Here is a 12,457-nt window from a genome sequence, read left to right as displayed (position 1 = left end):
CCGCTATTCAAGGACGCGCCGCAATTCCTCGGAGGGCATGATGCTCTCGTCCACGGTGGGCCATGACAGCGCCACCGTGTAGGCGAGCGTCGTGGAGAAGGCGATCGCGAAGGTCGAGAGCCCGATGATCAGCTGGTAGCGCTTGCCCACATGCAGCGCCGCCAGCCCGATGAGCGACAGCAGGCCGAGTATCATCACCACGATCCAGCGATGCGGCGCCAGATCGGCGTGCAGGATGAAATAGCGGTCCGTGCGCAGCCGCCGCAGTTCGATCTGGCTGGCCAGCAGCGTGGCGCTCAGATGGCTGGGCACGTCAGGAGACGCCCCGGTCTTCACCACCGCCTGCACCAGCCCGTCAAAGGCACCGGACACGCCCGGGTCCGGGCGGTTCCAGCCCTCGTCCCATTCGTAGCGGGAGAGCGCACGCGCATAGCCCCCCACCGCATCGTCCACCGCCGCGCAGCCAGGCCCGCACATCCGGGCAATGTCCAGCATGGCGTCCAGCGTCTGCACTTCCTGCAGCACGGTCTGGGCGTAGCGGGTCTCGCGCTGCCAGATGTCGCTGACCATGAAGGCGAGGAACAGCGCGAAAGGCAGGGTCAGCGCGCCGAGATAGGAGGTCTGGAGATCGCGCGGCACGAACACGGCGACGAGGCGCGGGCGCATGGCCAGCCAGTAACAGGCCCATCCCGCGAGCAGCGGAAGCGCCGCGACGACACACACGAACAGCGAGAAATAGTCGCTCGTGAACATGCCGCCCCAGGTCACGCGCGTTCTCCCGCCTTACGCCTTCAGCAGGTCGCGCAGCGTCGCCTCGATCACCTCGGTGGCGGCCTTCAGGTCGCTGATGCGCACATGCTCGTCGGCGGCGTGGGCGTTGGCTTCCAGAATGGAGCGCGGCCCCGCGCCGTAGAGCACGGTCGGCACGCCCGCGGCGGTGTAGTGGCGCGCATCGGTGTAGAGCGGCACGGCGGTTGCCGGCGGAGTCTCTCCCAGCACCCGCGCGGCATGCTTCTGGATGGTCTCCACCAGCTTCTCGGTGCCCGGCAGCGTGCGCAGCGGCTCGGCCAGAATGATGCGGCGGCATTCGATCTCGATGCCGGGCCGTCCCGCGACTGCCCGCTCGACCAGCGCGCTCAGCTCGGCCTCGACGCTGATTCCGTCCTCTTCCGGCGTCAGGCGGCGGTCGACGCGCATGACGATGCGATCGGGCACCACATTGGTGTTGATGCCGCCGGAGATGAGGCCGACGGTGATCTTGGGCGAGCCGATGCCGGGCGTGGCGCTGGTGATGCCGTTGAGGCGGCGGCGCTCCGCATAGATCGCGTCGAGAATGCCGGTGGCGGCTTCCAGCGCGTCCGCACCGGTCTCGGGCATCGCCGCGTGCGCCTGCTTGCCGCGCACCACGATTTCCATGTGCAGGGCACCATTATGGGCGATCACCACGGCATAGGAGAAGCCGGCTGAGATGGCGAGGTCGGGCTTGCTGATGCCGTGTTCCAGCAGCCATTGCGGCCCGACGAAGCCGCCGGCTTCCTCGTCATAGGTGAAGTGCAGCTCGACCGTGCCGTCGAGACCCTCCGGCCGTTCCTTCAGCGCCAGCAGCGCGAAGGCATAGGTGGCGAAGTCGGATTTGGAGACGGCAGCGCCGCGCCCGTAGATCGCGCCGCCGCGTTCCTCGGCGCCATAGGGGTCATAGGTCCAGCCCTCGCCCGGCGGCACCACGTCGCCATGCGAATTGAGCGCGATCACCGGCCCGGTGCCGGTGCCGAAGCGCTCGCGGACGATGAGGTTGACCACCGATTTCATGCCGTGCGCCAGCACGAACGGCTCCGGCACCGCGTGCCGCTCGACCTCGAAGCCCAGCTCTTCCAGCAGGCGGCCGGCGATTTCGGCGTGAGGGGCGCAATCACCGGGCGGGTTGTCGCTCGGCACGCGCACCAGCGCCTTGAGGAAATCGACCTCGCGGGCCAGCCTGTCATTGTCGCCGGAACTGCTCACGTCTGTGCTCCGCTTGTGCCGCCGTCGCGTTGGGGCAGTTGAAAACGCTCGATGAAACGGATGAGCGCCGCTGCGGCCATCCCCATATCCTCGGGCGAAGCGTACTCCGCCGGATTGTGGCTGATGCCGCCCTTGCACCGCACGAACAGCATGCCGACCGGGCAGAGCTGCGACATCGCCTGCCCGTCATGTCCGGCGCCGGAGGCCAGCTCCGGCGCGCGATGGCCGAGATCGGCGACGGCGTTGCGCAGCCGCAGCTGCAGGTCGCGGTAGCAGGGAACGGTCGCGACCTCATGGAAGGCGGAGATGACGACGCCGAGATGGCGGTCGTCGGCGATCCGGTGCGCCTCGCGCTCGAAACGGGTCAGCGCCTCGCGCCGCGAGCTGTCGGAACCGGAGCGCAGATCGACGGTGAACACGACGCGCGAGGGGATGACGTTGACCGAGCCGGGCTCGACATGCATGCGCCCGACCGTGGCCACCATGCCGTGGCGGTCGGCGCGGGCGATGCGCTCCACCGCGAGCGCCATCTCGGCGGCCCCCAGCAGCGCGTCGCGGCGCATGCGCATCGGCACGGTTCCCGCATGCCCCGCCTCGCCGGTCACGGTAATGGAAAGCCGCGAGGCGCCGGCGATGGCGGTGACGACGCCGAGCGGTTCGGCCTCGGCCTCCAGCACCGGCCCCTGCTCGATATGCGCCTCGACATAGGCGATCACCCGCGAGGGGTCATAGGCGGCGGCGGCAATGGCGGCGGGGTCCTTGCCATAGGCGACCAGGGCCTCGGCGAGGCTCACGCCGTCGCTATCCAGCCCGCCCAGACTGGCCGGCTGGAACACGCCGGCGCAGGCGGCGGAAGAGGACAGCGTGGTGGGAAAGCGTGTGCCCTCCTCATCGCCAAAGGCGAGCACGTCGATGCCGTAGGGCGGCGTCAGCCCGGCCTTCTGCACCGCCTCGACGGCAAGGATGCCGAGCACCACGCCCAGCGTGCCGTCATATTTCCCGGCATTGGCGACGGTGTCGATGTGCGAGCCGATGAGCAGGCGCGGCGCTTCGGGACCGGCGGGGTGCCAGTGGCCGCGCACCGTGCCAAGCGCGTCCTCGCTCACCGTAAGCCCCGCCGCCGCCATCCAGCGGGCGACGTGATCGGCGGCCTGGCGGTGCTCGGGCGTCAGGAAGAAACGGGTCAGGTGGTCGGGCGTCGAGGAGATGCGGCCGAGTTCCTCGATCATCCCCGCCGCGCGGGCTCCGAGAGCGGCGATATCCACGGGGATCGTCATCGGGTCGACACTGCGCCTCCGGCCAGAAGGGCCACTGCACTGGGCAAGCGCAATCGCATATGGAGCCGCGTTTGGCAATTGCGGCGGCGCAGCGTCGGCCGCGCCGCCCCACTTTGCCGGGCTACTGGCCGGGCACCTTGTCGTCGATGCCCTTCACGTACCAGTTCATGGAGAGGATGTCCTTGTCGGCCAGCGCCTCGCCTTCCTTCACCGCGAGCGTGCCGTCCTGCTTGTAGATCGGGCCCTTGAAGGGGTGGACTTCGCCGGAGGTGATCTTGGCCTGGGTGGCCTCGGCCATCTTCTTCACCTCGTCCGGCATGTTGGTGTAGGGGGCCATCACCACCTCGCCGTCCTTCATGCCGCCCCAGGTGTCGGTGGAGGTCCAGGTGCCGTCGAGCACGGCCTTGGTGCGCTCGATGTAATAGGGCGCCCAGTCGTCGACGATGGCGGTGAGCTGCGAGTCCGGGCCGAACTTGATCATGTCGGAAGACTGGCCGAACGCCGCCACGTCGCGCCCTTCGGCCGCCTGCATGGCGGCGGGGCTGTCGGTATGCTGGGCGATCACGTCGGCGCCCTGGTCGATCAGCGCCTTGGCGGCGTCGGCTTCCTTCGCCGGGTCGAACCAGGAATTCACCCAGACGATCTTGACCTTCATGTCAGGATTGACCGACTGCGCGCCCAGCATCATCGCGTTGATGCCGGAGATGACCTCGGGAATCGGGAAGGAGGCGATGTAGCCGATCGTCCCGCTCTTCGACATCTTCGCCGCGATCTCGCCGATGACATAGCGGCCCTCGTAGAACTTGGCCGCATAGGTCGAGACGTTCTTGGCGCGCTTGAAGCCGGTGGCGTGCTCGAAGAACACCTTCGGGTGGCGCTTGGCGACCTTCAGCGTCGGCTCCATGAAGCCGAAGGAGGTGGTGAAGATCAGCGTGTTGCCGGCCCGGGCGAGCTGCTCGATCACCCGCTCGGCGTCGGGGCCTTCCTCGACATTCTCGACAAAGGTCGTCTCCACCTTGTCACCAAGCGCCTTCTCGACCGCCTTGCGGCCCTGGTCGTGCTGGTAGGACCAGCCGAAATCGCCGACCGGCCCGACATAGACCCACGCCGCCTTCAGCTTTTCCGCCGCCTGCGCCGCAGGCGCTCCCGCGCCGACGAGGGCGAGGCCAGAGGCGATCGCGACCGCCATGTAGAGAATCTTGCGCATGAACGTCTCCGCTCCATCATCCGCGGCTGGAACTGTCACCGGCACACGCGACCGCGTCATGCGCCGGGAGGCCGCCATGGCGCGACCGGTCGGGTCTTCCGCTCAGCGGTCGGGCACGAAAGGCACGCCGAGAGAGGCCGGCGCGCCCTGCCCGTGCTTCAGGGCCGAGATGATGACCAGGGCGATGATCGTCGCGAGATAAGGCAGCGACGAGAGGAATTGCGACGGGATGCCCAGCCCAAAGCCCTGCACGTGCAGCTGCAAGATCGATACCGCGCCGAACAGATAGGCGCCGGCGAGCAGCCAGAGCGGGCGCCAGGCGGAGAACACCACCAAAGCGAGGGCGATCCAGCCGCGCCCGGCCGTCATGTCGGCAGCCCAGAACGGGGTATAGGCGAGGGACAGATGCGCCCCCGCCAGCCCGGCGCAGGCGCCGCCGAACATCACCGCCAGCGTGCGTATGCGCCGAACCGGGTGGCCGAGCGCGTGCGCCGCCACATGGTTCTCGCCCACCGCACGCAGCACGAGGCCGATCCGCGTGCGCGCCAGCGTGTAGGCCACTGCCGCCAGCAGCAGCAGCGAGGCGTAGACAAAGGCATCCTGGCCGAACAGTGCCTTGCCCACCACCGGCACATCCGAAAGCCCGGAAATGTGCAGGGCCGGCGCGCCGGAAAGCTGCGTGCCGACGAAGCTGGAGCCGATCAGCCCGGCAAGGCCGAGTCCCAGAATCGTCGTCGCCAGCCCGGAGGCGACCTGGTTGGTGGCCAGCCAGATGGCGAGGCCGGCGAAGACCAGCGACAGGGTCATGCCGGCCAGCACGGCGGCCAGCGTGCCGAGCAGCAGGCTGCCCGAGCTGTAGGCGGTGACATAGCCCACTGCCGCGCCGACGATCATCATGCCCTCGACGCCGAGATTCAGCGTGCCGGCGCGTTCCGCCACCAGTTCGCCGAGCGAGGCGAGGAGCAGCGTGGTCGCCGCCGCCACGACACTGGCAAGGACCGCGCCGATGATTGCCGCGTCAAGCATGGCTGGTCCCCTCCACCCGGCGGATGCGGTAGCGCACCAGAATGTCGGCCGCCAGAATGGCGATCAGCAGCGTGCCCTGGAACACCCGCGTCACGTCGAAGGGCAGCCGCATGGTGATCTGCGCCGCCTCGCCGCCAATATAGGTGAGTGCAAGGACGAAGCTGGCCACCAATATGCCGACCGGGTGCAGCCGGCCGAGCATGGCGGCGATGATGGCGGTGAAGCCGTATCCGGGCGAAATGGTGGGCTGCAGTTGCCCGATCGGCCCGGCAACCTCGATGATGCCGGCCAGCCCCGCAAGTGCGCCGGACACCGCGAACACGCCATAGGTCACGCGCTTTTCGTCGAAACCCGCAAACGCGGCGGCGCGGGGCGCCGAGCCGGCGAGCTCGATGGAAAAGCCCACCAGCGTGCGCCCGAGAACGAAGGTGGCGACCACGACCGCCAGCAGCGCGATGACGATGCCGGCATGCATGCGCCCCTCGCCCATCAGCAGCGGCATCAGCGCCACGTCGTCGAAGGTCACGCTCTGGGGAAAGTTGAACCCCTGCGGGTCGCGCCACGGGCCGCGCACGAGATAATCGAGGCCGAGCTGGGCGACATAGACCAGCATCAGGCTGGTGAGGATTTCGCTGGAGCCGAAGCGCACGCGCAGGAAGGCCGGGATCAGCCCCCACAGCGCCCCGCCCAGCGCCCCCAGCACCAGCATGGCCGGCAGCACCCACGGCCCGGCATCGGTGCCCTGCGTCGCCAGCGCCAGCCACGAACCCAGCACGGCCCCGGCAACATACTGGCCCTCCGCGCCGATGTTCCAGCGATTGGCGCGGTAGCAGAAGGCGAGGCCGATGCCGATGAGCAACAGCGGCGACGCCTTCACCACCAGTTCCTGCAGCATGTAGGCGTCGCCCAGCGGCTCGACGAAATACACGGCGAAGGCCTGGATCGGGTCGTGGCCGAGCACGATGAACATCACCGCGCCCACCACCAGCGTGACGAGCGCGGCAACGACCGGCGCCATGGCGTGCCGGAGCGGGGAGATGTTTTCCTGCCGTTCGAGCCTAAGCGGCATGGTGGCCCTCCCCGGCATGGTGGGCGCCGCCCATGGCCAGGCCGATTGCCTCGCGCGAGGTTTCCGCCACCGGAACGGGCGCGGTCAGGCGCCCCTCGCTCATCACGGCGATGCGGTCGGTGAATTCGAGCAGTTCGTCGAGATCCTGGCTGATCACGAGCACCGCGCAGCCCTCCGCCGCCCGTTGCCGCAGCGTGGTGCGGATGAAGGCCGCCGCCGCCGCGTCCACGCCCCAGGTCGGCTGGTCGACAACCAGCAGCACCGGGTTGCGCAGCACCTCGCGGCCGATGACGAATTTCTGCAGGTTGCCGCCCGACAGGCGCCGCGCTTCCGGGTCTTTGCCGCCGAAGCGTACGTCGAATTTCTGCACGATCTGCTGGAAATGGGCGAACAGCGCCGAGCGCCGGATGATGCCGGCCGTGACGACGTGGCCATCGCCATGGGTGGTCAGCAGCACATTGTCGGAGAGCCGCATGTCGGGGGCGGCGGCATGGCCCAGCCGCTCCTCGGGCACGAAGCCCGCGCCCAGCGCCCGGCGCTGCGTCGGGCTGAGGCCGCCCGCCATTTCGGCGTCGATGACGATGCTCTCATGGTCCGCCACCGCTTTCTCGCCGGAGAGCGCGTCGAACAGCGTGGTCTGGCCGTTGCCGGCGACGCCGGCGATGCCGACGATCTCGCCGGCCCGCACTTCGAGGTTGATGTCGTGCAGGGCGGAGCCGCGCGATCCATCGCCGGCGACGTTGAGATGCAGCACCAGCAGGCGCGGCTCGCCCAGCGCGTGGGCGATCGCCGGCGCCGTGCGCGGCACGTCGGCGCCCACCATCAGCCGGGCGAGGCTGCCGAAGGATTCCTGCTTGGGATCGACCTCGGCGATGAACTTGCCGCCGCGCAGCACCGTCGCCCGGTGACAGAGCCGGCGCACCTCGTCCAGCTTGTGGCTGATGAACAGGACGGCCCTGCCCTCCTCGGTCAGCAGATCCACCGTGCGGAACAGGTTTTCCGATTCGTCCGGCGTCAGCACCGAGGTCGGCTCGTCAAGGATGAGCACGCGCGGATCGCCCAGCAGGCAGCGCACAATCTCGACCCGCTGGCGCTCGCCCACGGACAGTTCGCCCACCCGCCGGTAGGGCTCGACGGCGAGGCCGTAGCGATGGACGCAGTCGTCGATGCGCGCGGCGAGCACGGAAAGCGGCTGGTGGCCGGGAAGCCCGAGAGCGATGTTCTCCACTACGGTCAGCGCATCGAACAGCGCGAAATGCTGGAACACGACGCCCACGCCCTTGGCGCGGGAACTGGCAGGGTCGGGGAAGACGATCGGCGCGCCCTCGTAGAGCAGCTCGCCGGAATCGGCGTGCAGCAGGCCGCACATCATCTTCACCAGCGTCGACTTGCCGGCGCCGTTCTCGCCGAGCAGCGCGTGCGTCTCGCCGGCGCGGATGGCAAGGCTGACGCGATCATTGGCGACGAGCGCGCCGAAGCGCTTGGTCAGCTCCACTGCTTCGAGCAGCGATCGCGGCCGGTTCGGCGTGTCGCTCATCCCCCGCTCCATGGCGTCAGCCGCGCTGCCGGGTGCGCGCGGAACCGCGGCCATGTCGACGGGGGAGTTCTTGCCGGCAGGGGTGGTTCATGCACAGGACGCCGTGGTGACGGAACACCCGGAGCATGGCAGGACCGACCGGCGGGGCAAGCCTAAAGTCTGGTCCGTCCGGTCCGGAAACTGGCGCGTTTTGCGCCAGCATCCCGGATTTCGATACCGTCACGGAACCAGCACGGTCGAGCCGGTGGTCCGGCGCGATTCGAGATCGCGATGCGCATCGGCGGCGTCGGACAGGCGATAGCGCTGGTTCACCGGGATCTTCACCACACCGGAGGCGACGACCTCGAACAGGTCGGCGGCGTTGGCCAGCAGGTCCTCGCGCGTCGAAATATGCGTGATCAGCGTCGGGCGCGTCGCGTAGAGCGAGCCCTTCTGCGACAGGGCGAGGAGGCTGAAATCCTTGATCGCGCCGGAGGCATTGCCGAAGCTGGCGAACAGGCCGCGCGGCTTGATGCAGTCGAGCGAGGCCGGATAGGTCGCCTGCCCCACCCCGTCATAGACCACGTCGCAGAGCGCGCCTTCGGTGATGTCCTTCACCCGCTCGACGAAGTTCTCCTCGCTGTAGTTGATGACATAGGCCGCGCCGCATTCACGGGCGATGGTCGCCTTCGCCGCCGAGCCGACCGTGGCGATGACGGTGGCGCCCAGATGCGTCGCCCACTGGCACAGGATCTGCCCGACGCCGCCGGCGGCCGCATGGACGAGCAGCGTGTCGCCGGCCTTCACCTTGTGGGTCTGGCGCAGCAGGTAGCGGGCGGTCATGCCTTTCAGCATCATCGCGGCGGCGGTCTCGTCGGCAATGGAATCGGGCAGCTTGACGAGGGGCGCGGCGGGCATGATCCGCTCCGAGCAGTAAGCGCCCAGCGCCGAACCATAGGCGACGCGATCGCCGGGCCGGAACCCGGTCACGCCCTCGCCGACCTGCGTGATGACGCCCGCCGCTTCATTGCCGGGAATGAAGGGCAGCCCTTTGGGAGGCGCGTAGAGGCCGCTGCGGAAATAGGTGTCGATGAAATTGAGGCCGATGGCGGTGTGGCGAAGTTTCACCTCGCCCGGCCCGGGCGCGCCGAGGGTGATCTCGTCGAGCTTCAGAACCTCGGGACCGCCGGTCTCATAAATACGAATCGCCGAAGCCATCGCGCTCTCCTGCGAGAAAGGGAAAATTCAGGGGGGGTGCCCCGCCTCAGAGCTGCGGCTTGGCCGCGCCCTTGCGGAAGGGAATCACCCCGAAGAGCGTGAAATACACCGCAAGCGCGCAGAGTCCGAGCGTCACCCACAGACCCGGCCGCATATCCTCCAGCACCGCGACGATCGCCAGCACCGCCCATAGCGCGAGCAGCGCGAGGGTGACGAAGCGCAGGCGCACGACGCGGAAGGGATGGACGAACTTGATCGGCAGGAAGGTGCCGACCGACAGCAGGGCGATGATGCCGGCAATCGCCCAAGGGCTCAGCGGCACGAGGAAGAAATAGAACACCACGACGTTCCACACCGCCGGGAAGCCTTGGAAATACAGGTCGTCCGTCTTCATCGTCGTGTCGGCGAAATAGAGCGCGCTGGTCAGCAGGATCGCGGCGCTGGACATCACCGCCAGCCAGAACGGCATCAGCCCGCCGCTCGCCACGGCGAAGGCCGGCACGAGGCAATAGGTGAGATAGTCGACCACCAGATCGAGCGTCTCGCCCGACCAGCGCGGCAGCACCTCGACCACCTTGGCCCGGCGCGCCATCGTGCCGTCGATACCGTCGACGAACAGCGCGGCCCCGAGCCAGGCGAACATGATCGCCCAATTGCCCTCGACCGCCGCCATCAGCGCCATGAGACCGCAGACCGCACCGGAAGCGGTGAAAATATGGACGGCGAAGGCCAAGGTGCGACGCCCCGCCGGCCGCGCGCTGAGCGACTTGGTTGTCATCGCCACCGGCTTTCCTCCCCCGACGGCGGGTCCCGTGGGAGCGCCGCCTGCTTCTTCTGCATCCGCCATATAACATGTGCCCGCAGTGATCCGCATTGCCAGACCACGCCAGCCTGCTTATCCCACACTACAGGTCGCGCTTATAGTCCCGCCGAAGCACAGGGAGGCACACATGTCATCTGACCTGCGGCTGCAACGTCCGGCTGCGGTGGTCGGCGGCGGCGCGAGCGGGCTCGTGGCGGCGCTCGCATTGGCGGCCGGCGGCCTCAATGTAAAGTTGATCGCCCCGCCCCGCGCCACTGACCCGCGCACCACCGCGCTGATGGACGGTTCGGTGCGCGCGCTGGAGGCGCTTGGCGTCTGGGAGGCGCTGCGCCCTCGCGCGACGCCGCTGCGCACCATGCGGCTCATTGACGATACGGGCCGGCTCATCCGGGCGCCGGAGGTCGGATTCCGCGCCAATGAGCTGGGGCTGGAAGGCTTTGCCTGGAACCTTGAGAACGAGACGCTGCTCACGGCGCTGGACGAGGCGGTGGCGGGCACGGGCAAAATCGAGCGCATCGCCGGCAGCGTCACCGGCGTGGTGGAGACGCCCGACGAGGTCACGCTGGAACTGGAAGGCGGCGCTTCCGTCACCGCCGCACTGGTCGCGGCGGCGGATGGACGCAATTCGCCCTGCCGGCTGGCCGCCGGAATCGGCATGCGGGTGCGCGACTATCCGCAGGTCGCCGTCACCGCCACCCTCGCCCATAGCCGCCCGCATGGCGACATCTCCACCGAGTTCCACACGCGGACCGGCCCCTTCACCCTTGTCCCGCTGCCGGGCGATCGCTCCAGCGTCGTCTGCGTGGTCTCGGCCGGCGAGGCCGAGGCGCTGGCGGCGCTGGACGACGAAGCCTTCGCCCGCGCCATGGAGCGCAAGGCGCATTCGCTGCTGGGCGGCATGCGCCTGGTGTCGAAGCGCGGCAGCTTCCCGCTCAGCCAGCGTACCGCCGAGCGCTTCGCCAAGGGGCGCATCGCGCTGGTCGGCGAGGCCGCGCACATCATCCCGCCCATCGGCGCGCAGGGGCTCAATCTCGGCATTCGTGACGGCGCGACGCTGGCGGAACTGGCAAGTGATGCCGCCCGCGCCGGCGGCGACATTGGCGGGCCGGAGGTGACGGAGGCCTATGAGCGCCGCCGCCGCAGCGATGTCGCCAGCCGCGGATTCGCGGTCGACCTATTCAACCGCTCGCTTTTGTCGGACCTTCTCCCCGTCGCGGGCCTGCGCGGGCTGGGGCTGTGGATGCTCGGCCAGTCGCCGGGGCTGCGGCGCCTGGTGATGCGCCAGGGCGTGGGGCCTACCCGCGACGTGCCGCGCCTGCTGGCGGGCAAGCCGGTTTAGCCCCCTGCCGGTCTGACCTATTGCAGCAGCCCGTGCGGCAGCATGTCGTGCTGGATGGCGTAGAGCATAGCCGTCACCGTCGCCACGGAGACAACCGTTCCGACCAGCACTCCGCCCGACGCGCCGGCGACATAGGTGTCGTACTGCTTGGCCATGATGAAGGCGTTCAGCGCCGGCGGCAGGCTCGCCATCAGCACCGCCGTAGCGACCCACACCGGGTCGAATCCCCCGACGAGGTTGAGCACCATCCACACCAGCGCGGGATGGATGACAAGCTTGATCGCCAGCAGCCACGGCACCTCGCTCTGCATGCGCCCCATGGGTCGCAGCGCCACGGAAACGCCGAGGGTGAACAGCGCGCAGGGCGCGGCAGCGTTGCGCAGGAATTCCAGCGTCTTCTCGATGGCGGCCGGCAGCTCGATCTCAAAATAGGCCACCACCACGCCAAGAAAGATCGCCACGTTGAACGGGTGCGTGACGACCCGTCGCACCACCAGAAGCAGCGTATGCCTCAGCCCGCGCCGGTCGCGCCCGCCCATCGCCATCAGGATGGGAACGACGGTGAAGAAGAGCAGGCTGTCGAAGACGAAGATCAGCGCCGTCGGCACCGAGGCGCCGACGCCCAGCGCACCCAGTGTGAGGCCCGGCCCCATATAGCCGACATTCGAATAGGAGCCGACGATGGCGGCGATCGCCGCCTCCGGCAGATTGCCGTGGCGCAGCCACAGGCCGACCAGCAGCGAAAGCGTGAAGCACACGGCGGTCGTCGCCGTGGTGGCGAGGATGAAGCTGCCATTGGTCAGTTCGTGGAAGGGCGTCCGCGCCACGAGCGAGAAGAACAGCGCCGGCAGGGCCACGTAGATGATGAAGAAGCTGAGCCAGGCCAGGCCGCTTTCCGGGATGCGCGCCAGCCGGCCGCATCCCAGCCCCAGGAAGATCACGCCGAAGAAGGGAAGCGCAAGCGCCAGGACCTCGCCCATG

At 68.7% G+C, this 12,457-nt stretch carries 11 protein-coding genes; 1 reads left to right on the top strand and 10 read right to left on the bottom strand.

Annotation, left to right across the window (positions count from 1 at the left end; translation table 11 throughout):
- Positions 1 to 3 precede the first annotated feature (3 nt).
- The 9 genes from ACQY76_RS18350 to ACQY76_RS18310 all read right to left on the bottom strand — a co-directional run bounded on the left by ACQY76_RS18350 (position 4) and on the right by ACQY76_RS18310 (position 10,092).
- Entirely contained in the window at positions 4 to 768 is a 765-nt protein-coding gene (locus ACQY76_RS18350; protein ID WP_428030133.1) for a hypothetical protein, read from the bottom strand.
- 15 nt (positions 769 to 783) lie between these two features.
- Positions 784 to 2,001 (bottom strand): ArgE/DapE family deacylase, encoded by a 1,218-nt coding sequence (locus ACQY76_RS18345; protein WP_428030132.1) that lies wholly within the window; start codon positions 1,999 to 2,001, stop codon positions 784 to 786.
- The gene (locus ACQY76_RS18340) at positions 1,998 to 3,278 is read right to left on the bottom strand and encodes an allantoate amidohydrolase (protein WP_428030131.1); all 1,281 of its coding nucleotides are present in this window, start codon (positions 3,276 to 3,278) and stop codon (positions 1,998 to 2,000) included. The genes ACQY76_RS18345 and ACQY76_RS18340 overlap by 4 nt, the downstream gene beginning before the upstream one ends.
- Positions 3,279 to 3,399: 121 nt before the next feature.
- Complete coding sequence (locus tag ACQY76_RS18335; protein WP_428030130.1) at positions 3,400 to 4,485, bottom strand: BMP family ABC transporter substrate-binding protein; 1,086 nt, start codon at positions 4,483 to 4,485, stop codon at positions 3,400 to 3,402.
- 102 nt (positions 4,486 to 4,587) lie between these two features.
- On the bottom strand, positions 4,588 to 5,511 hold the full coding sequence (locus ACQY76_RS18330; protein WP_428030129.1) for an ABC transporter permease: 924 nt from the start codon (positions 5,509 to 5,511) through the stop codon (positions 4,588 to 4,590).
- Positions 5,504 to 6,580 (bottom strand): ABC transporter permease, encoded by a 1,077-nt coding sequence (locus ACQY76_RS18325; RefSeq protein WP_428030128.1) that lies wholly within the window; start codon positions 6,578 to 6,580, stop codon positions 5,504 to 5,506. The genes ACQY76_RS18330 and ACQY76_RS18325 overlap by 8 nt, the downstream gene beginning before the upstream one ends.
- Positions 6,570 to 8,117 (bottom strand): ABC transporter ATP-binding protein, encoded by a 1,548-nt coding sequence (locus ACQY76_RS18320; RefSeq protein ID WP_428030127.1) that lies wholly within the window; start codon positions 8,115 to 8,117, stop codon positions 6,570 to 6,572. Before ACQY76_RS18320 ends, ACQY76_RS18325 begins: the two co-directional genes overlap by 11 nt.
- 219 nt (positions 8,118 to 8,336) lie before the next feature.
- Positions 8,337 to 9,314 carry a quinone oxidoreductase family protein gene (locus ACQY76_RS18315; RefSeq protein ID WP_428030126.1) on the bottom strand — a complete coding sequence of 326 codons (978 nt, stop codon included), beginning with the start codon at positions 9,312 to 9,314 and terminating at the stop codon, positions 8,337 to 8,339.
- A 46-nt stretch (positions 9,315 to 9,360) separates the two neighbouring features.
- Positions 9,361 to 10,092: a CDP-alcohol phosphatidyltransferase family protein gene (locus tag ACQY76_RS18310; RefSeq protein ID WP_428030125.1), complete on the bottom strand. Its 732-nt coding sequence runs from the start codon at positions 10,090 to 10,092 to the stop codon at positions 9,361 to 9,363.
- 172 nt (positions 10,093 to 10,264) lie between these two features.
- Between ACQY76_RS18310 and ACQY76_RS18305 the strand changes: the two genes are divergently transcribed.
- Complete coding sequence (locus tag ACQY76_RS18305; RefSeq protein ID WP_428030124.1) at positions 10,265 to 11,476, top strand: UbiH/UbiF family hydroxylase; 1,212 nt, start codon at positions 10,265 to 10,267, stop codon at positions 11,474 to 11,476.
- Positions 11,477 to 11,493: 17 nt separating this feature from the next.
- Here ACQY76_RS18305 and ACQY76_RS18300 read toward each other — a convergent pair whose 3' ends face one another.
- Positions 11,494 to 12,456, bottom strand: a complete 963-nt coding sequence (locus ACQY76_RS18300; protein ID WP_428030123.1) for an AEC family transporter — start codon at positions 12,454 to 12,456, stop codon at positions 11,494 to 11,496.
- Between the last annotated feature and the right edge of the window lies 1 nt (position 12,457).

Origin of the sequence: Ancylobacter sp. (assembly GCF_965279025.1) — a bacterium.
Lineage (GTDB): Bacteria > Pseudomonadota > Alphaproteobacteria > Rhizobiales > Xanthobacteraceae > Ancylobacter.
The sequence above is the reverse complement of the archived record's forward strand: the minus strand, read 5'-3'. Positions and strand labels throughout refer to the sequence as shown.

Bases quoted from the DNA above. Each gene is read 5' to 3' on its own strand.
- ACQY76_RS18340 (WP_428030131.1), bottom strand. From the start codon at position 3,278: ATGACGATCCCCGTGGATATCGCCGCTCTCGGAGCCCGCGCGGCGGGG.
- ACQY76_RS18335 (WP_428030130.1), bottom strand. From the start codon at position 4,485: ATGCGCAAGATTCTCTACATGGCGGTCGCGATCGCCTCTGGCCTCGCC.
- ACQY76_RS18330 (WP_428030129.1), bottom strand. From the start codon at position 5,511: ATGCTTGACGCGGCAATCATCGGCGCGGTCCTTGCCAGTGTCGTGGCG.
- ACQY76_RS18325 (WP_428030128.1), bottom strand. From the start codon at position 6,580: ATGCCGCTTAGGCTCGAACGGCAGGAAAACATCTCCCCGCTCCGGCAC.
- ACQY76_RS18320 (WP_428030127.1), bottom strand. From the start codon at position 8,117: ATGAGCGACACGCCGAACCGGCCGCGATCGCTGCTCGAAGCAGTGGAG.
- ACQY76_RS18315 (WP_428030126.1), bottom strand. From the start codon at position 9,314: ATGGCTTCGGCGATTCGTATTTATGAGACCGGCGGTCCCGAGGTTCTG.
- ACQY76_RS18310 (WP_428030125.1), bottom strand. From the start codon at position 10,092: ATGACAACCAAGTCGCTCAGCGCGCGGCCGGCGGGGCGTCGCACCTTG.
- ACQY76_RS18305 (WP_428030124.1), top strand. From the start codon at position 10,265: ATGTCATCTGACCTGCGGCTGCAACGTCCGGCTGCGGTGGTCGGCGGC.
- ACQY76_RS18300 (WP_428030123.1), bottom strand. From the start codon at position 12,456: ATGGGCGAGGTCCTGGCGCTTGCGCTTCCCTTCTTCGGCGTGATCTTC.